At 70.9% G+C, this 21,156-nt stretch carries 25 protein-coding genes; 14 read left to right on the top strand and 11 right to left on the bottom strand.

The window, feature by feature from the left end:
- Positions 1 to 174 precede the first annotated feature (174 nt).
- Positions 175 to 381 (bottom strand): hypothetical protein, encoded by a 207-nt coding sequence (locus ACFY2Q_RS02860; RefSeq protein WP_387126945.1) that lies wholly within the window; start codon positions 379 to 381, stop codon positions 175 to 177.
- A 125-nt stretch (positions 382 to 506) separates the two neighbouring features.
- On the opposite strand from ACFY2Q_RS02860, the gene ACFY2Q_RS02855 reads away from it, so the two are divergent.
- Both ACFY2Q_RS02855 and ACFY2Q_RS02850 read left to right on the top strand, forming a co-directional pair.
- A complete protein-coding gene (locus tag ACFY2Q_RS02855; protein WP_387126943.1) occupies positions 507 to 1,586 on the top strand; it encodes an LLM class flavin-dependent oxidoreductase in 1,080 nt (359 codons plus the stop codon).
- Between the two features lie 397 nt (positions 1,587 to 1,983).
- On the top strand, positions 1,984 to 2,349 hold the full coding sequence (locus tag ACFY2Q_RS02850) for a VOC family protein (protein ID WP_387126941.1): 366 nt from the start codon (positions 1,984 to 1,986) through the stop codon (positions 2,347 to 2,349).
- On the opposite strand, the gene ACFY2Q_RS02845 is transcribed toward ACFY2Q_RS02850, so the two are convergent.
- From ACFY2Q_RS02845 to ACFY2Q_RS02830, 4 genes are all read right to left on the bottom strand, one after another.
- Positions 2,303 to 3,196, bottom strand: a complete 894-nt coding sequence (locus ACFY2Q_RS02845; RefSeq protein WP_387126939.1) for a hypothetical protein — start codon at positions 3,194 to 3,196, stop codon at positions 2,303 to 2,305. The two genes, ACFY2Q_RS02850 and ACFY2Q_RS02845, sit on opposite strands and share 47 nt — an antisense overlap.
- Before the next feature lie 86 nt (positions 3,197 to 3,282).
- Positions 3,283 to 3,984 (bottom strand): dihydrofolate reductase family protein, encoded by a 702-nt coding sequence (locus ACFY2Q_RS02840; protein ID WP_387126937.1) that lies wholly within the window; start codon positions 3,982 to 3,984, stop codon positions 3,283 to 3,285.
- A gap of 165 nt (positions 3,985 to 4,149) precedes the next feature.
- Positions 4,150 to 4,554, bottom strand: coding sequence for a hypothetical protein (locus ACFY2Q_RS02835; RefSeq protein WP_387126935.1), 405 nt, complete (start codon positions 4,552 to 4,554; stop codon positions 4,150 to 4,152).
- 41 nt (positions 4,555 to 4,595) lie between these two features.
- Positions 4,596 to 5,039: an Lrp/AsnC family transcriptional regulator gene (locus ACFY2Q_RS02830; RefSeq protein WP_387126933.1), complete on the bottom strand. Its 444-nt coding sequence runs from the start codon at positions 5,037 to 5,039 to the stop codon at positions 4,596 to 4,598.
- Between the two features lie 92 nt (positions 5,040 to 5,131).
- On the opposite strand from ACFY2Q_RS02830, the gene ACFY2Q_RS02825 reads away from it, so the two are divergent.
- The 3 genes from ACFY2Q_RS02825 (at position 5,132) to ACFY2Q_RS02815 (ending at position 7,394) form a co-directional block, all read left to right on the top strand.
- Complete coding sequence (locus tag ACFY2Q_RS02825; protein WP_387126931.1) at positions 5,132 to 6,001, top strand: LLM class flavin-dependent oxidoreductase; 870 nt, start codon at positions 5,132 to 5,134, stop codon at positions 5,999 to 6,001.
- Entirely contained in the window at positions 5,998 to 6,423 is a 426-nt protein-coding gene (locus tag ACFY2Q_RS02820) for a nucleoside deaminase (RefSeq protein ID WP_387126929.1), read from the top strand. The genes ACFY2Q_RS02825 and ACFY2Q_RS02820 overlap by 4 nt, the downstream gene beginning before the upstream one ends.
- A 92-nt stretch (positions 6,424 to 6,515) precedes the next feature.
- Complete coding sequence (locus tag ACFY2Q_RS02815) at positions 6,516 to 7,394, top strand: LLM class flavin-dependent oxidoreductase (protein ID WP_387126927.1); 879 nt, start codon at positions 6,516 to 6,518, stop codon at positions 7,392 to 7,394.
- 42 nt (positions 7,395 to 7,436) lie between these two features.
- Here ACFY2Q_RS02815 and ACFY2Q_RS02810 read toward each other — a convergent pair whose 3' ends face one another.
- Entirely contained in the window at positions 7,437 to 8,399 is a 963-nt protein-coding gene (locus ACFY2Q_RS02810) for an NADP-dependent oxidoreductase (protein WP_387126925.1), read from the bottom strand.
- Between the two features lie 61 nt (positions 8,400 to 8,460).
- Here ACFY2Q_RS02810 and ACFY2Q_RS02805 point away from each other — a divergent pair, with 61 nt between their 5' ends.
- A complete protein-coding gene (locus tag ACFY2Q_RS02805; RefSeq protein ID WP_387126923.1) occupies positions 8,461 to 9,132 on the top strand; it encodes a TetR/AcrR family transcriptional regulator in 672 nt (223 codons plus the stop codon).
- Positions 9,133 to 9,162: 30 nt separating this feature from the next.
- Here the strand turns inward: ACFY2Q_RS02805 and ACFY2Q_RS02800 are convergent, their stop codons facing one another.
- Together ACFY2Q_RS02800 and ACFY2Q_RS02795 are read right to left on the bottom strand one after the other, a co-directional pair.
- Positions 9,163 to 9,594 (bottom strand): ASCH domain-containing protein, encoded by a 432-nt coding sequence (locus tag ACFY2Q_RS02800; protein WP_387126921.1) that lies wholly within the window; start codon positions 9,592 to 9,594, stop codon positions 9,163 to 9,165.
- 121 nt (positions 9,595 to 9,715) lie between these two features.
- Positions 9,716 to 10,267 carry a phosphoribosyltransferase family protein gene (locus ACFY2Q_RS02795; RefSeq protein WP_387126919.1) on the bottom strand — a complete coding sequence of 184 codons (552 nt, stop codon included), beginning with the start codon at positions 10,265 to 10,267 and terminating at the stop codon, positions 9,716 to 9,718.
- 187 nt (positions 10,268 to 10,454) lie between these two features.
- Here ACFY2Q_RS02795 and ACFY2Q_RS02790 point away from each other — a divergent pair, with 187 nt between their 5' ends.
- The 4 genes from ACFY2Q_RS02790 to ACFY2Q_RS02775 all read left to right on the top strand — a co-directional run bounded on the left by ACFY2Q_RS02790 (position 10,455) and on the right by ACFY2Q_RS02775 (position 14,828).
- Positions 10,455 to 11,087, top strand: a complete 633-nt coding sequence (locus ACFY2Q_RS02790; protein ID WP_387126917.1) for a septal ring lytic transglycosylase RlpA family protein — start codon at positions 10,455 to 10,457, stop codon at positions 11,085 to 11,087.
- A 101-nt stretch (positions 11,088 to 11,188) separates the two neighbouring features.
- Positions 11,189 to 12,316 (top strand): PP2C family protein-serine/threonine phosphatase, encoded by a 1,128-nt coding sequence (locus ACFY2Q_RS02785; protein ID WP_387126915.1) that lies wholly within the window; start codon positions 11,189 to 11,191, stop codon positions 12,314 to 12,316.
- Between the two features lie 129 nt (positions 12,317 to 12,445).
- A complete protein-coding gene (locus ACFY2Q_RS02780) occupies positions 12,446 to 14,302 on the top strand; it encodes an acyl-CoA dehydrogenase (protein ID WP_387126913.1) in 1,857 nt (618 codons plus the stop codon).
- A 256-nt stretch (positions 14,303 to 14,558) separates the two neighbouring features.
- Complete coding sequence (locus ACFY2Q_RS02775; protein ID WP_007454197.1) at positions 14,559 to 14,828, top strand: DUF6458 family protein; 270 nt, start codon at positions 14,559 to 14,561, stop codon at positions 14,826 to 14,828.
- Between the two features lie 44 nt (positions 14,829 to 14,872).
- Here the strand turns inward: ACFY2Q_RS02775 and ACFY2Q_RS02770 are convergent, their stop codons facing one another.
- Entirely contained in the window at positions 14,873 to 15,412 is a 540-nt protein-coding gene (locus ACFY2Q_RS02770) for a SixA phosphatase family protein (protein WP_387126911.1), read from the bottom strand.
- A 113-nt stretch (positions 15,413 to 15,525) separates the two neighbouring features.
- Between ACFY2Q_RS02770 and ACFY2Q_RS02765 the strand changes: the two genes are divergently transcribed.
- Positions 15,526 to 15,813, top strand: coding sequence for a DUF6458 family protein (locus ACFY2Q_RS02765; protein ID WP_387126909.1), 288 nt, complete (start codon positions 15,526 to 15,528; stop codon positions 15,811 to 15,813).
- Between the two features lie 92 nt (positions 15,814 to 15,905).
- On the opposite strand, the gene ACFY2Q_RS02760 is transcribed toward ACFY2Q_RS02765, so the two are convergent.
- Positions 15,906 to 16,583 carry a hemolysin III family protein gene (locus ACFY2Q_RS02760; protein WP_387126907.1) on the bottom strand — a complete coding sequence of 226 codons (678 nt, stop codon included), beginning with the start codon at positions 16,581 to 16,583 and terminating at the stop codon, positions 15,906 to 15,908.
- 108 nt (positions 16,584 to 16,691) lie between these two features.
- Between ACFY2Q_RS02760 and ACFY2Q_RS02755 the strand changes: the two genes are divergently transcribed.
- Genes ACFY2Q_RS02755 through ACFY2Q_RS02745 form a run of 3 tightly spaced genes read left to right on the top strand, consistent with a single transcriptional unit; the run spans position 16,692 to position 18,953 of the window.
- Complete coding sequence (locus tag ACFY2Q_RS02755) at positions 16,692 to 17,360, top strand: allophanate hydrolase subunit 1 (protein WP_387126905.1); 669 nt, start codon at positions 16,692 to 16,694, stop codon at positions 17,358 to 17,360.
- Entirely contained in the window at positions 17,357 to 18,220 is an 864-nt protein-coding gene (locus tag ACFY2Q_RS02750) for a biotin-dependent carboxyltransferase family protein (RefSeq protein ID WP_387126903.1), read from the top strand. The genes ACFY2Q_RS02755 and ACFY2Q_RS02750 overlap by 4 nt, the downstream gene beginning before the upstream one ends.
- Complete coding sequence (locus ACFY2Q_RS02745) at positions 18,204 to 18,953, top strand: LamB/YcsF family protein (RefSeq protein ID WP_387126901.1); 750 nt, start codon at positions 18,204 to 18,206, stop codon at positions 18,951 to 18,953. Before ACFY2Q_RS02750 ends, ACFY2Q_RS02745 begins: the two co-directional genes overlap by 17 nt.
- Positions 18,954 to 19,009: 56 nt before the next feature.
- On the opposite strand, the gene ACFY2Q_RS02740 is transcribed toward ACFY2Q_RS02745, so the two are convergent.
- Positions 19,010 to 20,848: an NHL domain-containing thioredoxin family protein gene (locus ACFY2Q_RS02740; RefSeq protein WP_387126899.1), complete on the bottom strand. Its 1,839-nt coding sequence runs from the start codon at positions 20,846 to 20,848 to the stop codon at positions 19,010 to 19,012.
- Positions 20,849 to 21,156: the final 308 nt, after the last annotated feature.

The raw sequence follows: 21,156 nt of genomic DNA, 5'->3' as shown, positions 1-21,156 counted from the left end.
GGGCGGGCCATTAGCGGGCCATTAGGCCAGGGAGTCGGGTGTCACTCCAGGCCACTCGGTGGGTCGCTGTCCTGCTCCGAGGGGGTGTCGCTTCCGGATCTTGTACGGTTCCCAAGCTGACAGTGCGGGTTCGATTCCCGTCACCCGCTCCACGCGAAAGGCCCTGGTCAGGACTCACGTCCCAACCAGGGCCTTCGACGTCCCATGGGCTCGTCCAGTAGGGCGCTCTGCCTCGTGCCGATGCTGGTCGGCGCGGGCCTGGTGGACCGCAGTCGACTCCTCATCCGACGACAGCCGATTCCGGCCTCGCCGGCTCACGAAGACGACGACCGCGAGCACCAACACCACGAACACCACGAGCGATACCACCACCGTCGTCATGCCATCGTCGCTAGGGCGTGCGCGCCGGTCGTCCCCAACCCGCCCTCACGAGACGGACCACCCGCAGCCCTGTGATCCCGACAGCTGACGCTTCGCTATCCCGTCCAGCGGCAGGAGGATGAAGGGTGACCTCGACACGTTCGACGCCCCACACGCCGGCCGACGTACTCGCCAGGACCCGGTTCTCGATCCTGGACCGCTCCCGCACCCGTACCGGTGAGGACCGGGCCGAGGCGCTGCGGGCCACCGTCCGCTTCGCCCAGCAGGCCGAGGCGCTCGGGTACCACCGGTTCTGGGTCTCCGAGCACCACGGCGTGCCCGGTGTCGCCGGCTCCGCGCCCACCGTGCTCGCGGCAGCGATCGGCTCCGCGACGTCAGGGATCCGGGTCGGAACCGGCGGCGTCATGCTCCCCAACCACCAACCCCTCGTCGTCGCCGAACAGTTCGGGGTCCTCGAATCCCTCTTTCCCGGCCGCATCGACATGGGGCTCGGCCGGTCGGTCGGCTTCACCGAGGGCGTCCGCAGAGCACTCGGCCGCGACAAGCACGACGCCGACGACTTCGCGGAGCAACTGCGGCAACTGCTTGGCTGGTTCACCGGCGAGCAGACCGACCACCCGCAGGTCCACGCCCATCCCGCCGAGGGTCTGCGTCCCGCGCCCTTCGTCCTGGCCATGGGCACCGGTGCCGCGATCGCCGCGGAGCTGGGGCTGCCCCTCGTGATCGGCGACCTGCGCGACAAGGACCGCATGCTCGGGGCCATCGGCACCTACCGGGACAGCTTTCGCCCCTCGCGATGGTCTGAACAGCCGTACGTCGTCGTCTCCGGCACGGTTGCCGTCGCCGCCACCACCGACGCGGCACGACGCCTGCTGATCCCGGAAGCCGGATCGATGGCGTACTCCCGTACACACGGCGTCTTCCCGCCGCTGGCCACGGCCGACCAGACCGAAGCGCGGTCCATGACCGCCAAGGAACTGACGCACTACGAAGACGCTCTGCGCGGCCACATCCACGGCACGGAGGACGACGTGGTCGAACAACTGGCGACGATCGTGACAGCGAGCGGCGCCGACGAGGTGCTGGTCACCACCAGCACGTACGACCGCGCAGAGATGTACGACTCCTATCGCCGGCTGGCCCGCGCCCTGGGCCTGTCGGAGCCTCGCCTTCCCGAAGGGAACCGCCTCGCAGCCACAACTTGACGATCGCGCGGCCGTGCAGGACACGCTTGTGCGGATGGCCTGGTATGTCGACCGGCGCAACTGGAAGGGTCTCGGCCGTTGTGGTCGAACGGCGGGACCTACACGACCCACCTGCGCCGCGGTGCCCACGGATGGCGGATCACGGCGCTCATCGTCGAACTGCTGTGGGACTCGGGCAACGCCGCGGTTCTCACCGGAGACGAGGACGGCGTGCAGACTTCCGACAATGACGCGACCGAAGCGCCGTCCACAAGCGAGCACTCATAGCCCGCTTGTACGTGGGTCAAGTGGTGGAGTTCGGACAAGGGCTTCGGGTTCATCACACAGGACGGCGCGGCATCGAGGTCGGTCTCGCTGAGCCGTCGCACCGGTTAGTGTCCGGTCAGGAGGTGGTCGCGTGTTCACCGAGGCGTTCCCCATCGTGACGACGACAGACCTGCCACGGCTTATCGCGTTCTACCGGCATGTCGTCGGTTTCGAACTGACCTACCGGTTTCCCGAGAACGGTGAGCCGGAGTTCGTCGCGCTCCGGCTGGGCAACAGCGAGTTGGGCCTGGCCTCCGACCCGAACGCCGGTGACCCTGCCCTCTCGCCCCGCTGGGAGTTGTGCGTGTACGCCGACGACTGCGACGCGGCCGTGGACGCTCTGCGGGTGGGTGGCGCGACGGTCACCGAGGAGCCGGTCGACCAGCCGTGGGGTGAGCGGTCCGCCCGGGTCACGGACCCCGACGGCAATCGCATGCTGGTGCTGTCACGCCTGTAGACGCCAGCGCTGACGCCGCGCGCTCGGGCTGCGCTCGAAGGAACAGGAGGAGCAGGGCGGCGAGCATCCCGACGGGCACCAGAGCCCACGCGACAGTCACCACCGCCACAGCCCGGTTGTGGGGCGACCTCAACGTGAGCAGCGCATAGGCGCCGAGCGACATCAGCACGATCCACAGTGGCGCCAGCAGCGGCGTGAGCGCCGGCCAGATGGGCCACAGAGGCTCGGCGAGTCCGCGTGGGGCCAAGGCACTCCAGGTGAAGGCCACGCCCGGGAGTAGGCCGACCGTGACCAGGGAGACAACTACCAGCGGTACGGGTGGTCGCTGTCGTAACGCCAGCCAGAACAGGGCGGCGCCTGCGGTGGCGCCGATGAGGGCACCGGCGATCGTGACGGCGACGAACGTGTTCGGCGCGCTCGGCGCGACAGTCAACTCCGTGCCGCTCAGCGGCCGGGTCAGCGTGACGGTCAGCCCGTCTTTCTCGGCCCGCCAGCCGTCGCAGAGGTAGCCGGGCACCTGGCGGACGTCGTGCCATCCGTGCGTTTCGGCGTTCTGCCGCAGTTGGCCGGAGAGCTCGCAATCGTCATCGTCGTACCAGAAGCGGACCCGCCCCGAGCCGAAGTCGTCGGCGGCGAGACGGACGTCCCACCGGGAGCCTCGCACCACCCGATTCGAGCGATGCGGAGACGCGTTGGGGAGCAGCTCCGCAGCCACGTCTCGCGCTCGTTCGTCTGTGGGCGGGGTGACCCCGCGGCCCCCGTACCAGGAACCCAGGCTCAGGCCGACGGTGCCCAGCAGCATCGCCCCGAGCAGCAGAACCGCGAGCCTCCGCAGACGATGACCCACCGCCCACCCCCGGTCTGTAGTGGAGGCTCACGCTAGCGTCCAGTGCCTGGCCGTGCTGCCCCGCCGAGGGCCGCCGCCACACCGCCTCACCCGATCGTCGTCGGCCCGCCGCCGCTGCCCCGGTCGTCGAGCACGAGCGGGGCGCGACCACCTACGGCGTACCGGATGTGGGTGACCTCCGGTGTGGGGACGACCCGGATGGGGGTCAGCTCGATCGCCTCCTTGTCGCCGAGGTCGAGGTCCGCGTCGAGCAGCCGCAGGCCGGTGCCGAGCACGACAGGTACGACGTGCAGCTCCAACTCGTCGAGCAGGCCGGCCTTGAGCACCTGCCGCACGAGGCTGCCCCCGCCGGCCACAGCGACGTCCTTGCCACCGGCTGCGGCGCGTGCCTGCTCGACAGCGCTGGTCACGCCGTCGGTGACGTACGTAAAGGTGGTGCCACCCCCGCGCAGCAGTGGTTGGCGGGGGCGATGGGTGACGACGAAGACCGGTGCCCGGAACGGCGGCACCTCGCCCCACGGCACCTCACCCCCGTCGGCCATCCGCCGGCCCATCACGTACGCGCCGGCAGCCCCGAACGACTCGGCCACGATGGTGGAGTTGGTGTCCTGTTCGCCGCCTTCGAAGCCCAACCGTTCACGCCACGCCATCGCGTGCGTTACCCAGCGGGTGACCCGGAAGAAGCCTGCGGCCTCGGCCGAGTCGATCCAGTTGCCGTCGCCGGTGAACTGTGGGCCGGCGTAGAACCCGTCCACCGACACCGACAGTTGAGCGGTCACCTTCGTCATCTCGCATCGTCCCCTTCGTCGGCGACACCCGCCCGGGTGTCTGCTCGCCGAGAGGTCGGAGCCGGCGCGGAGGCCCCTACAGGAGAGTGGTGTGACGTGCGCCACATGGCTGGCGGCGGCGCGGAGGGCCATCCGGCCTCTCGAACCCAGGGAACACCGTCGGTCTTAGCCCGCGTTGGGCTCAGCCTTCGCCACGTACCACATGCCGGCGCGCTCGGGGTCGCGCAGCCAGCGCACGCGGGCCACCTCGTCCGGGCGGGGTCTCCAGTCGCGGTAGGGGGCGAAAGCCACCCGCCAGGCGATCACCGCGAATATCAACAGACCCGGACCGACCAGCCAGAGCAAGGCGTCGCGTCGCCGATAGGAGGCGTACGGCGCGAGCCAGGCAGTCATCACCACCGGCACCACGAGGGAGCTGACATCGGCCACCGGCCCGGCGCCGAACCAGGCCTCGGTCAGCTCGCGGATGAGCAGGGCCGGCACCACCACCGCCAGCACGATCACCACCGCGACGCACGTGCGCGCCCGTCGCCCCAGGGGTGCTCTGGCAGCGGCTGGTTCGACGGACATGCCCGGAGGGTACGGCGTGACGGGCGCGGTGAAACTACGTCTTACGGTCGCGGTCCTCGGTACGGCAGGGTGGCGCTGTAGACCAGGTTCGTGGTGGTGCTGCCGAGCGCCGCCAATTCGTCGATGACTCGTTCGAGGTGGGCCATCGAGGTCGCGGCCACCTTGAGCACGTAGCAGTCGTCGCCCGTGGTGCGCAGGCACTCCAGGATCTCGTACCGCTCGGCCAGCAGTTGCCGCAGCGGTTCGTGCCGGCTGCCGGGATACTTCAGCCGGACCACCGCGAGCACGGCGAACCCGACCTTCGTCAGATCGACTTCCGCCCGGTAGCCGCTGATCACCCCGGTCGACTCCAGCCGCTTCACCCGCTCGGTGGCCGCCGACGAGCTGAGGTTGACCCGCCGGCCCAACTCGGTCAGGGGGAGCCGGCCGTCGTTCTGCAACTCGCCGAGGATGGCCCAGTCGAGGGCGTCGAGATTGACGGTCATCGGGGCAATCTACCGGCAGATCCTCGGCGAAAGCCAGCGAACGCCGGCAATGGTACGTTTACAATTGGGACATCGCTCGATAACTTTGAGCCGTGGAAATTGGCGTCAACGTACCGAACTTCGCCCCGGGCACTGACCCCGAGATGCTGCGCCGATGGGCGCAGACCGTGGAGGGCCTGGGCTTCGACATGCTGCTGGTCTCGGACCACATCGTGATCACCCCGGACGTGGCAGAGCAGTATCCCGCTCCGTTCTACGAGCCGTTCACCACGCTGTCCTTCCTGGCCGGGGTGACCCGCCGGGTGAAGCTGGGCACCACGGTGCTCATCGTTCCGTACCGGCACCCGCTGCTGACCGCGCGGATGGCGGCGAACCTCAACCAGCTCAGCGGTGGCCGGCTGGTCCTCGGCGTCGGGGTCGGGTGGGCTCGGCAGGAGTTCGAGGCGCTCGGGGTGCCGTTCCGGCAGCGTGGGACGCTCACCGACGAGTACCTGCGCACGATCCGGGAGGCGTGGCGGGACACCGCCGACTACGACACCCCGCCGATTCCGATCTGGGTCGGCGGCAACAGCGACGCCGGCATCCGTCGCGCAGTGCGCCTCGGCGACGCCTGGCATCCGCTGCGGGTCACCCTGGACTGGCTGGCCGACGCGGCCGGCCGGCTGAAGACGACCGCGGACGAACTGGGCCGGCCGGTGCCGGCGCTGATCCCTCGGATCGCGCTCCGGGTGACCGACGAACCGGTCACCGACCCGGCCCGGCTCGCCGGGGTCGGCACCATCGGGCAGATCGCCGCCGACCTCGACCGGCTCCGGCTGCTCGGCGCAGGGACGGTGGTACTCGACCCGTTCAACAGCGACATCTCCGAGATCCGCGAGCCCGAACTGGCCTGGCGGGCGCTGGCCGCCGTCGCGGCGCTGCGCGACACCAACACCGAACAGCGATCCACGGAGGACAGATGAACCCCGACGACGAGAAGTTCCTCCGGCGAGCGATCGACATCGCCGACCGGGCCGGCGCGGCCGGCGAACGGCCGTTCGGCTCGCTGCTTGTCGGCCCGGGCGGCGACGTGCTGATCGAGGACCACAACACGGTGGTCTCCGAGGCCGACATCTCCGCCCACCCGGAGCTGAAGTTGGCCCGCTGGGCGGCCCGGGAACTCACGCCGGAGGCGGCGGCCGGCACCACCATGTACACGAGCTGCCAGCCGTGCCCGATGTGCGCCACCGCCATCGACAGGTCCGGCCTGGGTCGGGTGGTGTTCGCCCTGTCCGCCGAGCAGTTCGAGAGCGTCAAGCCGGCCGCTCCGGTTCCGGCCCCGGTCCGGTACGACGGCCCGGCCCTGTTCGCGGAGGCCCGCCGACCGATCGAGGACCACTACTGACCGGACCGTGAGGGCGTCCTCGCCCCGTGACCGCCGGCCCGTCGGGTGCCGCCAGGGCCGGATGGCGGCTTGGCGCGGCTAGGCTGGCGATCATGCGGATTGGCATCGTGATCCTGCCCGACCAGCGTTGGTCCGAGGCGCAGCGCCGCTGGCGGCAGGCCGACGAGTGGGGCTTCGACCACGCCTGGACGTACGACCACCTGGGCTGGCGGGATCTGGTGGACGGCCCGTGGTTCGACTCGGCGGCCACGTTGACGGCCGCCGCCACGGTGACCTCGCGGATCCGGTTGGGCACGCTCGTCGCGTCGCCGAACTTCCGGCACCCGGCCGCGTTCGCCCGGCAGATCACCACTGTCGACGACGTCTCGGACGGCCGGCTGCTGCTCGGCCTGGGCGCGGGCGGCATCGGTTTCGACTCGGCGGTGCTGGGCGGCGAGACGCTGCCGCCGCGCCAGCGGGTCGACAGGTTCGCCGAGTTCATCGAGCTGCTCGACCTGATCCTGCGGGAGGACGGCACCACCTGGCGCGGCGACTGGTTCTCGGCGGTGGACGCCCGCAACAACCCCGGTTGCGTACAGCAGCCCAGGGTGCCGTTCGTCGTGGCCGCGAACGGGCCGCGGTCGATGCGCCTGGTGGCACGGTTCGGTCAGGGTTGGGTGACGACCGGCACCGAGGCCGACGACGTGGAGGGCTGGTGGGGCACCGTTTCGACGTTGTCGGCCCGGATGGATCGGACGCTGGAGGAAGCCGGCCGTGACCCGGCCACCCTGGACCGCTACCTTTCGTTGGACGCGGCCCCGACGTTCTCGCTCAGCAGTGCGCAGTTCTTCGCCGACCAGGTCGGCCGGGCCGCCGAGTTGGGCTTCACCGACGTGGTGACGCACTGGCCGCGTGAGAGCAGCTGGTACGCCGGCGACGAGGCCGTTCTGGTGGACGTGGCGACCCGGCTGCTGCCTGACCTGCGCGGCTGAGGCCTGCGCGGCTGATGCAGCCATACCTCTCGGCGCGGACGCCTAGTGCGCGACCGGCTGCGGGAGCATCACAATCTTGCCTCGGGCGCGGCGGCTCTCGCTGAGCAGGTGGGCGGCCGGTGCATCCGACAGTGGGAACGACGCGGCGACCGGCACTCGGAGTCGGCCCTCGTCGGCGAGCGTGGCGGCGATGCCGAGCCCGTGGAGCGCCATCGGATCGGCGGGTGAGCCGACCATCTCGCTCGCCTCCGAGCCGGGCGCGGTGTGGGACATGTGGACGCCGTGTGCCGCCGCGCCGAAGTCGGCGATCGTCACGACGCGCGCCCGATCCCCGGTGATCTCGATCAGGTCGGGCAGCGCACCGCCGGCGCAGTCGAAGACGACGTCGACGCCACCCGGCGCGAGGGCCGTGACCCTCTCGACCATTCCCGCACCGTAGGTAGTCGGTGTCGCGCCCAGCGAGCGAAGGAACTCGTGGTTGTGCTCGCTCGCCGTACCGATGACTGTGGCGCCACGAGCGGCGGCGAGTTGGACAGCGATCGTGCCGACGCCGCCTGCCGCGCCGTGCACGAGCAGCGTCTGCCCCGCGCCCACGTCGAGCCGGTCGAGGACCCGGGTGGCCGTCTCGACGTTCCCCGCCGCGCCGCCGGCCTCCGCCCAACTCCACGCGGCCGGCTTGGTGGCCCAGGCGACGAGGACGACGTGCTCGGCGTTGGCCCCACCGAGCTTGGTCATGGCCGTCGTACCGAACACCTCGTCACCGAGTGACACGCCTGTGACGCCGTCGCCGATCTCGTCGACCACTCCGGCGGCGTCGTAACCGGGGATGTGCGGCAGCGTCACCTGGCCGCCCAGCAGGCCGGATCGGACGTACGTGTCGGATGGTGAGACGCCGGATGCGCGTACCGAAATGCGGATCTCGCCGGGACCGGCGTGCGGTGCCTCCACCTCGACGAGGCGCAGGACGTCGGCAGGTCCGAAATCGGAGAATTGAATAGCTTTCATGGGCGTTACGCTAACGGAACACCCCGTCCGGATAGCGGAAGTGAGAGCGGTGCCAGAGCAAGTGATCCAGAAGATGCGCTCGGATGCCCGCGCCAACCGCGACCGGATTCTCGAGGTCGCCCGCGCGGCGTTCGAGGCGGACGGCCTCGAGGTGTCGATGCGGGAGATCGCGCGACGGGCGGAGGTCGGAGCGGCAACCCTCTACCGCCGCTTCCCGACCAAGGAGGCGCTGATCATGGAGGCCTTCGCCGAGCAGATGACGGTGTGCTCCGCCATCGTCGACGAGGGCATCGCCGCACGTGATCCCTGGCAGGGTTTCTGTCTGGTCGTCGAGGAACTGATGGCGGTGCACGCCCTCGACCGGGGTTTCACCGCCGCCTTCCTGGCGCAGTTCCCGGAGCCCGCTGCCTTCGGCGCCGCCCGCGATCGGACGGTGCGCGCGATGCTGCACCTCATCCGCCGCGCCAAGGAGTCCGGTGAGCTGCGCGCGGACTTCGTCCTGGAGGACATCATCATGGCGATGATGGCCAACGGTGGCATTCGGGCCGACTCCCGCGCCGCGACGCTCGCGGCCTCCCGCCGCTTCGCGGCATTGATGATCCAGTCGTTTCATGCCAAACCGGCGCCGTCACCGCTGCCTCCGCCGGCCCAGCTCCCGCTGACCCCCCGATGGGGCGGCAGCGCCCGCGGCGCGAACCGCAGAGCCGGCCGCAGGGCCTCGGCAGCGGCGTGAACCGCAGCGCCTGCGGCGGCCAGGGTGCTCTCAGGTGCCGAGGTCGCCGCTGGCGACGCCGCCCTCGCCGCCGGAGACCAGTCGCAGCCGCAAACAGACGATCGGGGTGTCGTCGTCGACAGGGTTGCCGAGCCGCGCCCAGTAGGCGGCGTGCCCGGCCCGCCACTCCTCGATCGAGCGGTCACCCTCGCCTTCGGCATGGGCGAAGTCCCACGGTACGTCGGCGAAGCGGACCACCTCGACGGCGGTGATCTCCACGACGCCGGCCAGCGCGTCGTGGTCGTCGACAAGCGCCAGCCGTTCGCCGACGTGCTCCAACTCCTCGCCCTCTTCGGCGTACTCGGCGAGCCGGCCGGCGGTCGCGGTCTTCACGCCTTCCAGCACCAGGGTGTTCAGGGTCGCCCGCAGTTCGCCCGGGGTGCCGAGGGGGAGGGCGCGCAGTTCACCGATCCGAGGCCACATCCTGCCGAGGCTAGGTCAGCGCGGCCCCGCCGTCGCCGCAAATCGCGGAGCCCGGGTCGGCGGTGCGGCGGCGGTCAGTCGGCGGCGAAGCGGAGCGCAGGTCAGCGGCGGGCGACCGAGGTCAGGCGGGCAGGTCCGTGGCGGCGATGAGGCCGGTGATCCGTAGCTCGGCCGCGACCTCGGGCGGGCAGTCGACGGCAACCACTGCCGTGCCCAGCACCTCGGCCCCGCGCTTGGCGCAGATGTCATAGAGGGCGTGCAGTTGCGCGCCGGTGCGTACCCAGTCGTCCACCACGAGGACCCGGTCGCCGGGGCCGAGGTGGCGGTCCCGCACGGCCAGGTCGACCTGTCGGCCCCGGTAGTCCGGTGGGCTCTTTGCCCAGGTGAGCGGGCCGGCCGGCAGCCTCCCGTCGTCGGCCTTGTGGGCGGCCACGAAACCGACCCCGAGGGCGGTGGCGGCCAGCGGGCCGAGCAGCAGCCCGGTGACCGCTGGGGCGAGCACCACTGTCGGCCGGGCGGCCCGGTACGGCGCCACCAGGGCTGGCCCCAACTCGGCCAGCACCGCCGGGTCCCGCCACCAACCGGAGATGTCGCTGACCAGGTGGCTGGCGCCCGGCCCCGGGTCGATCCAGCGGAACCTGTCGACGAGGCGTTCGGTCAGCTCACCGGGCATTCGTCCATCCTGCGGCACGTGTGTTCGGCGGGTCGGCACCCGGGCCGGTCAGCCCATGCGGGATCGGATGATCGGCTACACGTACCAGTGCAAATGCGGGCATACCACAATGATCACGTTGACTTCGGAAGTGCTTCTCTCGTTACGGTCCGACCCGGTTTGTTCAGTCGACGAAAGGACCGAGCTGGTGGCTGGTAGGCACTCCCGTACCCGCATCTTCTCCTCTCCGGCGGGCATCGTGGCCACCGCGGCTGTCGGCGTCGCCCTCGCCGTCGGGGGCACGTTCGGTGCCGTGCAGCTGACCTCGGGCTCCGCGCAGTCGGGGCCTGTGGCCCTCGACCTGACGCCGACCACCGCTCCCAGCAGCCCGGCCGCCAGTTCCCCGGTCGCCTCGCCGAGTGCCAGTGTCTCGCCGAGCGCGTCGCCGAGCCCGTCGGCGAGCCGCTCGCCGCAGGCCGCCTCCCGGGCCAAGGCCCGTACGGCCACGCCTAAGCCGAGCGCGACCGCGAAGAAGACCACGCCGGCTGCGAAGGTGGTCCAGAGCGGGTCGTGCGGGGCCTCCTTCTACTCCGACGGGCAGCTCACCGCCAACGGTGAGTCGTTCAACCCGAACGAGTTGACCGCCGCGCACAAGACGCTGCCGTTCAACACCAAGGTCCGGGTGACCAACCCGAACAGCGGCAAGTCGGTGGTGGTGCGGATCAACGACCGTGGCCCGTTCATCGACGGCCGCTGCCTCGACCTCTCCCGTGCCGCGTTCGCGACCATCGCCTCGGTCGACGTCGGCGCGCTCACCGTGCGGTACGAGGTGCTCGGCTGAGGCGAGTAGACGAGGCCGATCCGGCTGAACGCTTGGGCCGGCTGGACAGAACCTCCTCGGACGACGGGCCAGGTTCATACCGGCGTTCACCTGAATCAGGCATGCTGTCCCTCGTACCCACGCGACTCCTCCAGTCGGGCCGCCGCCCGCTGAGCCCCGGATCCCGCGCCGGCCTCGGCGCGGCCCTCGCTCTGCTCGCGATCGTCTCGGCTGTGGAGCTGGCCGACGGCCGGCGGGCGCACTACGTCGCGCTGTTGATGACAGTCCCCGTGCTGGCTGCCGCCCTGGCGTCCTGGCGTGTGGTGCTCGGCGTCGGTGCCGTGGCGACACTGATCGGGGTGGGCTTCGCCCTGGCCGATCCGAAGATGTTGCTGGTCACCTCGGTCAACGTTGTCGCGGTCGCGCTCGCGACCGGGCTGGCGGTGGCGGTGGCGGCTGTTCGGCAGCGACAGGCGGAGCAGATCGGCGAGCTGACCAAACTCGCCTCGGTGGCCCAGCAGGCGGTGCTGCGTCCGCTCGGCCCGCAGGTCGGCACGCTTTCGGTGGCCGGCCGCTACATCTCCTCCACCGCCACGGCCGAGATCGGTGGCGACCTGTACGAGGCGATCGACACGCCCTACGGCGTACGCATGATCATCGGCGACGTACGCGGCAAGGGTCTGGACGCGGTCCGGCTGGCAAGCATCGTCCTCGGCTCCTACCGGCACGTGGCCTACGAGCGGGCCGACCTGCGTGCCGTCGTCGCCGACCTGGACCGCGCGGTGGCCCGCAACGTCGGCGACGAGGACTTCGTGACCGCGGCTCTGGTGGAGGAGCGGGGTGGCACGCTCACGATCGTCAACTGCGGACACCCGCCGCCGCTGCTACTGCGCAGGGGTGCGGTGATCCCGCTGGAGCCGCCGGCGCCGGCGCCCCCGCTCGGGTTCATGCCTGTGGTCCGTCCTCGTGTGGAGCGCTTGGAGCCCGGTGACCGGTTGCTGCTGTTCACCGACGGTCTCGGCGAGGCCCGGAGGGACGGCGAGTTCTTCCCCACCGCCGACCGGGCGTGGCGGCTGCTCGGTCACGGCACTGTCGCCGACGGGCTCGCCTCGCTGGAGACGGCCCTCGTCGAGTGGGTGCACGGCCGGCTCGACGACGACATCGCCCTGGTGCTCATGGAGTACGCCGGAACCCGGTCGGGCGTGACGTCGGCCGTGCCGAGCTGGGAAGTCGACGCGGCTGAGAGTTGAGCCCTGCGGTCGCCGCCGGAAGTGTGTAATGGCCGTCACTTCGGAGATCCGCTTGTCGCTGTCTACCCGTGAGTAATACAGTGTGGGTTACTGATCGGTAACACCTGTCCGGAAGCGGGGCCAGCGAGCATGACCCACTACAAGAGCAACCTGCGGGACCTTGAGTTCAACCTCTTCGAGGTCTTCGGGGCGGACCAGGCGTTCGGCCAGGCGCCGTACTCGGAACTCGACGCCGACACCGCCCGCACCTTCCTCGCGGAGCTCGACCGGCTCGCCCGCGAGGATCTGGCCGCCAGCTACACGGACAGCGACCGCAACCCGCCGGTGTTCGACCCGGCCACGCACACCGCGCCGCTGCCGGCGTCGTTCAAGAAGTCCTACCAGGCATTCATGGACTCCGAGTTCTGGCGCCTGGACCTGCCGCCGCACCTGGGCGGCACCACCGCGCCGCGTGCCCTCTGGTGGGCCCTCGCCGAACTGGTGCTCGGCTCCAACGCCCCCATCTGGATGTACGCCTCCGGGCCGTCCTTCGCGCACGTGCTGGAGGTCGAGGGCACCGAGCGGCAGAAGCAGTGGGCCAAGCTCTTCATCGACAAGCAGTGGGGCTCCACGATGGTGCTCACCGAGCCGGACGCCGGCTCGGACGTCGGCGCCGGTCGCGCCCGCGCCATCCAGCAGCCCGACGGCTCGTGGCACATCGAGGGCGTCAAGCGCTTCATCACCTCGGGTGAGCACGACCTCAGCGACAACATCGTGCACTACGTGCTCGCCCGCCCGGTGGGCGTGGAGGGCCACGGCGGCCCCGGCACCAAGGGCCTGTCGCTCTTCGTGGTGCCGAAGTTCCACTTTGACGAGACCACCGGCGAGTTGGGCGAGCGCAACGGCGTCTACGCCACGAACGTCGAGCACAAGATGGGTCTGAAGGTCTCCAACACCTGCGAGCTGACCTTCGGCGAGCACGGCGTACCCGCCAAGGGTTGGCTGCTGGGCGACAAGCACGACGGCATCCGGCAGATGTTCATGATCATCGAGTACGCCCGGATGCTCGTCGGCACCAAGGCCATCGCCACCCTCTCCACCGGCTACCTCAACGCCCTGGAGTACGCGAAGAACCGGGTGCAGGGCGCCGACCTGGTCCAGCAGGCGGACAAGACCGCGCCCCGGGTCACCATCACCCACCACCCGGACGTACGCCGCTCGCTGCTGCTGCAGAAGTCGTACGCCGAGGGTCTGCGTGCTCTTGTTCTCTACACCGCCACCTGGCAGGACAAGGTCGCCATCGCCGAGGCGGCCGGCGACGAGAAGGCCACCAAGCTTGCCAAGCGGGTCAACGACCTGCTGCTGCCGCTGGTCAAGGGCGTCGGTTCGGAGCGGGCGTACGAGATGCTCGGGCACGAGGCCCTGCAGACCTTCGGCGGCTCCGGCTTCCTCCAGGACTACCCCCTGGAGCAGTACGTCCGGGACGCCAAGATCGACACCCTGTACGAGGGCACCACAGCCATCCAGAGCCTGGACCTGATCTTCCGCAAGATCGTTCGGGACAACGGCAAGGCTCTGATGGCCGTCGCCGCCGAGATCCAGGAGTTCATCTCCACCGAGGCGGGCAACGGCCAGCTCAAGGAGGAGCGGCAGGCGCTCGGCAAGGCGCTCGGCGAGGTCCAGAACATCCTCGGCGTGATGACCGGCTGGCTGGGCGAGGCGCAGGGCGGCGACACCCGCGCCCTCTACAAGGTCGGCCTCGCCAGCAGGCGGTTCCTGCTGGCGATCGGCGACCTGGTGGTCGGGTGGCTGCTCCAGAAGCAGGCCGACGTTGCGCTCAAGGCGCTGGCCGGCGAGGTTTCCGCAAGCGACAAGGCGTTCTACACCGGCAAGGTCGCCGCGGCCCGGTTCTTCGCCCGCGAGGTGCTGCCGCGCATCGGCGCCGACCGTCGGATCATCGAGGGCACCGACCTCGACATCATGGACCTCCCGGAGGAGGCCTTCTGACCGTGCCACGGCACGCCTGACGGTTTCGGGCCGCACCACCCGGAACCGACGTAACGGCCGGCGGGGCAACTGCCCCGCCGGTCGTTGTCGTACCCGGAGGCCCGAGCGCGACGAATGTCGGACCCGGTCGGTGCCGGGCCGCCGGGGTACGTCGATTCGTCGAGCCGGGCCGGGTATGCCGGCCCTCTGGCGGGTAACCGGCGCGTGACCACGAAAGGGAACGCCCAGAGCCACCGCACGGGGGAGTGCAGCGCACATGGGTGTAGGTAGCGGCATCTTTCTCATCGCGCTCGGCGCGATCATGACCTTCGCGATCAGAGCCAACGTCTGGTGGATCGACCTACGCGCGGTCGGCTGGGTGTTCATCCTGGCTGGGCTGGCCGTGCTGCTGACCACGCTCTGGTTCTGGCAGGACCGGCGCAAGCGGGCACGGACCCTCATCGTCGAGGAGAACCGGCTGTCTCATCCGACGGCGATGATGCCGCCGCCGCCCGACCCGCCGCCGCCGACCGCGCCACCCTCCTGACCCGGCGTACGCCCTGAACCACCTGTCGAGGATCGACGGGTGGTTCAGTCGCGTGCGGTGTGCCGCTCGGCGATCGGCGCCCCGGCGCGACCCAGCTCCGGCCAGGCGAACGTGCCGCGGTGCACCACCAGTTCGGCCGTCCGTAGGCCCTCGTCGGCCGCCCCGTCCGGGTCGAGGAACGCCGACAACAACGAGACGCCAGGGTTGTGGGCGATCAGCAGCACCGTCCGCGCCGCCGGGTCGGCGGTGCGGACAAGCGCCAACAGTTCCTCAGGATGGGCGTCGTACGCGCCGGGCTCGTAGCGGACGCTCGGGCGGGGACCGGTCGGCCCGCCCTCCGGCGGCGATCCGGTCATCCCCATCGCCACCCCGTGCCAGGTCTGCCGGGTACGCCGGGCCGTCGAGCAGATCACCACGTCGGGCAGCAGATCGTGCTGGGCCAGCCACGCGCCGGCCGCCGCCGCGTCGGCCTCGCCACGCGCGCTCAGTGGACGGTCGGCGTCGTCCGACCCCTCGCCGCCCTGCTCGGCTTTCGCGTGCCGGAGCAGCACGAGTGTCCGTGTCCCGGCTCGGGTGTCCGTCATGTCCTCAGCTTGCCCGATTGGCGATCTTCGCGCCGGGGTAAGTCGAGGGATGCCGCGACCTCTACCGATGGCCGCGACGGGCCGTACGCCAGGTTAGAGCCGAGGAGCGAGACATGGGCATTGGTGGCAGCATCTTTCTGATCGCGTTGGGCGCGATCTTCGCATTCGCCGTGGAGGCCGACCTGGGCTGGCTGGACCTGGCGGTGGTCGGCTGGGTGCTCATGCTGGCCGGTGTCGCCGGCCTGCTCGCCACCCTCTACTTCTGGAACAGCCGCCGCCGCACTGTGGTCGCCGCGCCAGTCCGCGAGGACCGCGTGGTGGCCGATCGTGTCGTGCCGGTGCAGGACGACCGGGTCGTCCAGGAATACCGCGAGGTGCGCCGGCCGGGCCGGCAGGTCTGATCCTCGTCCGTGTACTCCGGGGTCCCGCAGCGTCGCGGGGCCCCGGCTCGCGTGTGCGGGGTCCGGCTGGTCCGGCTTGGCCGTGCTTCGGCTCAGGCGAACAGCGCGAAGTAGATCGCGATGTGGTGGCACAGCGCGGCCAGCAGCGTGCAGGCGTGGAAGAACTCGTGGTGGCCGAAGACGTTGGGCCACGGGTTGGGGCGACGCAGTGCGTAGAAGACCGCACCGACGCTGTACATGACGCCGCCGATGATCAGCAGCACCAGGGCCGTGACGCCGCCGCCGCGCAGGATCTCGGGCAGCATGGCCACCGCCACCCAGCCGAGCGCCAGGTAGAGCGGCGCGGAGACCCAGCGCGGTGCGTGCGGCCAGGCCATCTTGACCGCCACGCCGGCCAGTGCGCCACCCCAGACCAGGGCCAGCATCACGGTGGCCTGTCGCGGTGCGAGCAGCATGACGCAGAGCGGTGTGTACGTGCCGGCGATGAACACGAAGATCATCGAGTGGTCCATCCGGCGCATCAACTGGTAGCCACGCTCTGACCACACGCGACGGTGGTACAACGCGCTGGTGCCGAAGAGGCCGCAGACCGTCAGGCTGTAGATGACGCAGCTCACCAGGGGTGCCCACCCGGGGCGGGTGGCGGCGATCGAGCAGAGCACGATGCCGCTGGCGACAGCGACGAAGAAGGCGTACGTGTGCAGCCAGCCGCGCATCCGGGGTTTGCCGATGTCGACCGGCTTCAGGCGAAGCGGGGCGGAGGTGGTCACCCCATCAGGTTACGCTACCGTAGGTTACCTGCAAGTAGGCACGCTGCGTGACACCCGGCACCGTCCCGGTGAATTCCTCGCCGGCACGGCATCGGCGAAGATGAGCCGATGCGGATCCGATCCGTCGGGGCGCACGCGCTGCTCCTCGACTGCACCGCCCCCGCCGGCGTCCCCGCGGCCGTTCTCGTGGAGGCGTGGCGGGCCGAGCTGTGGCATCGCCGCGAGCGGGGCGACCTCAGCGCCGTCGAGATCGTGCCGGCGGCCAGCACCGTCCTGATCGACGGCGTGCCCGACCCGGCAGCCACGGCCGACCTGCTGACCAGTTGGGCACCGACTGTCACCGCCGCAGCCACGGCCAGCACCGACGGCGACCTGCCCTCCGACGACAGGTCCGGCGGGGCGGTGGTTGTCGTACCTGTCGAGTTCGACGGGCCGGACCTGCCCGCCGTCGCCGAACACTGGGCGGTCGACGTGCCAACCGTGCTGCGCCGCCTGACCCGCACCCCGTTCCGGGTCGCCTTCTGCGGCTTCGCCCCCGGGTTCCCCTACCTGACCGGGCTCCCCGCCGAACTGGCGCTGCCCCGGCTGCCCAGCCCCCGTCCCCGCGTTCCGGCCGGCTCCGTGGCTCTCGCAGGCCCGTACGCCGGCATCTACCCGAGCGCGTCCCCCGGCGGCTGGCTGCTCGTCGGCCGGACCGACCTGACCCTCTTCGACGTGGACTACGACCCACCGGCCCTGCTCGACCCCGGCACCCCGGTGCGGCTGGCGACGGCATGACCCTCCCCACCGAGATCGAGGTGCTCCGGGCCGGCGCCCTCACCACCGTGCAGGACCTCGGCCGGCCGGGCTGGGCGCACCTCGGCGTCCCCCGCTCCGGCGCGCTCGACCCGAGCGCCCTGCGGCTCGCCAACCGGCTGGTCGGCAACCCCGAGGACGCCGCCGGGCTGGAGATCACCCTGACCGGCTGCACGGTGCGGCTGACCAGGGCCACCACCGTCGCGATCACCGGCGCCGACGTCACCGTCCGCGCCGGAGAGCGACCCGGCGACACCGGACGCCCCCTCACCGTGCCGGCGGGGTCGGTGCTGACGATCGGTCCGGCCCGTCGGGGCGTACGCAGCTGGCTCGCCGTGGCGGGCGGGATCGACGTGCCAGCGGTGCTCGGCAGCCGGGCCACCGACACCCTCTCCGGGCTCGGCCCGCCCCCGCTGCGCGACGGCGACCGACTGCCCGTCGGTGTGCCGCTCGGGGAACCCGCGCCGGTGGACCTGACAGTCGGCCCGACACCCGCACCGGACCTGACCCTTACCGTGCGCCTCGGCCCACGCGACGACTGGTTCACCCCCGCCGCGCTCGACCGGCTGCTCGGCACCGCGTACACCGTGAGCCCGGTCAGCAACCGGGTCGGCGCGCGACTCGCCGGCGCGCCGCTGCCCCGCGCGGTCACCGGCGAGTTGCCAAGCGAGGGCGTCGTGCTCGGCGCGGTGCAGGTGCCGGCCGACGGGCAACCCCTGATCTTCCTCGCCGACCATCCGACGACGGGCGGATACCCGGTCATCGGGGTGGTCACCGACGTGACCCCGCTCGCGCAGGCCCGGCCAGGCACTACCGTCAGATTCCATGGACCTCAACGCTGACCTGGGCGAGGGCTTCGGCATCTGGCGGCTCGGTGACGACGACGCCCTCCTGGCCCTGGTGACCTCCGCGAACGTCGCCTGCGGCTTCCACGGCGGTGACCCGTCCACGATGCGGAAGGTCTGCGAGGGCGCGGCGCGACAGGGCGTCGCGGTGGGCGCGCAGGTCGGCTACCGCGACCTGGCCGGCTTCGGCCGGCGGCGCATCGCGTACGACTTCGCCGAGCTACGCGACGAGGTGACCTACCAGTTGGGGGCGCTCGACGCGTTCTGCCGGATCTTCCGCACCCGGGTCCGCTACCTCAAGCCACACGGCGCGCTCTACCACGCGGCGGCCACCGACGAGTCCCAGGCGGCAGCAGTGGTCGCCGCGATCTGCGAGTACGACCCCGAACTGCCCGTGCTCTGCCTGTCCGGCTCGGTGCTCGCCCAACTCGCCGTCGGCGCGGGCCTGCCGGTGGTCGCCGAGGCGTTCGCCGACCGCGGCTACCTGCCCAACGGGTCGCTGGTGCCGCGCGGAACACCCGGCGCGCTGATCACCGACCCGGAGGAGGTGGCGACCCGGGCGGTACGGATGGCCACCGAACGGACAGTGGTGGCGGTGGACGGCACAGTCATCCCCTGCGCGGTGGAGTCGATCTGCGTACACGGGGACACCCCGGGCGCGGTCTCCGCCACCGAACTGGTCCGCGCCTCCCTGATCGACGCCGGAGTCCAGATCACTCCGTTCGCGTGAAAGGAGGGGCCCCTTGTTATCGGATGTCGTATAACAAGGGGCCCCTCCTAACACGGTTAGGCGTCGAGGCCGCGCAGCACCAGGGGGAGTCGGGACGCGGCACCGTCGACCACCCGGACCGGGACACCCCAGTCCTGCCGAGTCAGGTGGCAGGCCGCGTGCTCGACGTCCTTGTCGCAGGTCGCCGCCTGGGCCGTCACCTGGAGGACCCCGCCGGTGACCTCGCCGTTGAGCACCAGCCGGCGGGACAACTCGGTGCCCGTGCCGCCACCGTCCAGCAACAGCTCCGGCGGGGACGCGGAGACCACCAGCCGGGTCGACGGCCCGTACGTCTCGTCGAGCTTCTGCCCCGGCGCGGGAGTGAAGACGATGTCGAGGGTGACAGCTCCTGCCGCGACATCGGTCGGCTTGCGTTCGGTGCGGTGCCGGGGCCCGTCGACGGTGCTCGCGCCGGCCGCCGACAGGGCACCCGGGGCGAGCCGGGTCAACCGGTGCGCGGCGGACTCCACCACAAGCACCTCACCGGCCGGGGTGAGCACCAGGTCGCTCGGCTCGGCCAGCCCGTCGGCGACTGTGGACACCTGGGAGGTGGCCGGATCGAACCGGCGTACCGCGCCGTTGTACGTGTCCGCGATCAACACCGAGCCGTCCGGCAGCGCGCACACCCCGAGCGGGTGCTGGAGCAGCGCCGACTCCGCCGGCCCGTCCACGTGACCGAAGTCGAACAGGCCCTGCCCGACGGCGGTGCCGAGCACTCCATTCTCGACGTACCGAACGGCGCTGGTCTCGCTGTCGGCGACCCAGAGCCGGGTGCCGTCGGCCGAGACGGAGAGCCCGGACGGCTGCGCCATCCACGCCTCGGCCAGCGGACCGTCGCGCAGCGCCTCGACTGTCGTGCCCGCGTACATGCCGGCGGTCCGCTTGATCGGGTCGAACCACCAGAGCTGGTGGATGCCGGCCATCGCGATGATCAGCTTGTCGTCGTACCAGGCCAGATCCCACGGGGACGACAGGTCCACGGCCAGCGCGTCGTGCGCGTGGTCGTCGACCGAGGCACGCCACTGCCGGCCGCTGCCAGCCACGGTGACCACCTCACCGGACCCCAGCCGTACGCCCCGCAGCAGGTGATTGACCGTGTCGGCGACCACCAGGTCGTAACCGGCCACCTCGGCGACCTGCTTGGGCAGCAGGCAGAGCCCCTGCGGCTCGGAGAAGGTCGCCGCGCCCGCCGGCCCGTCGGCCCGACCCCGATCGCCCGAGCCGATCCGGCGCACCGGCGTCTCGCCGTCCGGGGCCACCTCGACCAGGGAGTGCCGCGCCGAGTCGGAGACCAGCAGGTTGCCGCCGTCCAGGAGCACCGCCTTGCCCGGGAAGCGCAGCGTCGTCTCCGGTGCCGGCGGCGGCACGTACGGGCCGTCACCCCGGTGCAGGGTGCCCTTTGCCTCGTGGGTGGCGATCAACTCGTCGATCAACCGGGCCAGCCCTTCGGCGTGCCCCTCACCCGCCATTGTCGCCACCACGTAACCCTCGGGGTCGATCACCGACAGGGTCGGCCAGGCCCGGGCCGCGTATTGCTGCCACATGTCCAGCTCAGGGTCGTCGAGCACGGGGTGGTGCACCCCGTACCGCTCCACGGCGGCGGCCAGCGCGTCGGCGTCCTTCTCGTGCTCGAACTTCGGCGAGTGCACACCGATCACCACGAGTACGTCGCCGTACTTCTCCTCCAGCGGCCGCAGCTCATCGAGCACGTGCAGGCAGTTGATGCAGCAGAAGGTCCAAAAATCTAAGATGACGCAACGACCTCGAAGGTCCTGCAATGTCAGGTTTTGTCCACCCGTATTAAGCCACTGACGGCCCCGTAGTTCCGGCGCACGTACACGCGCTGTCGTTGCCATGCCTGTCAGCCTGCCACGGCGAGGCTTTCCGTATCGGTCGTCGTGACCCGGACGACAGAAAGCGTCGAGGCGCCTTCCCCCCCCCCAACTGCGTGGGTCGCGTTCGTCGGCCAGGTCGCCGCGCGGTCGTAACCAACGACAGAGGCACGGAAGCGCCCGCCCCGAATTTCGGGGCGGGCGCTTTATGTTGTGCGGAACGACGCGCCGGGCACAGCGTTAGACGTGCCCGAATCTGCACAATCTGTTTGGCGTTCGGGTGAGTGGGGCCATCCGCCGAACGGATAGATCAACTGCACTGACTGGAATAG

Origin of the sequence: Micromonospora sp. NPDC000316, assembly GCF_042898885.1 — a bacterium.
Taxonomy (GTDB): Bacteria; Actinomycetota; Actinomycetes; order Mycobacteriales; family Micromonosporaceae; genus Micromonospora.
Note: the sequence above shows the minus strand (reverse complement) of the source record. Positions and strands in the feature narration are given on the sequence as shown.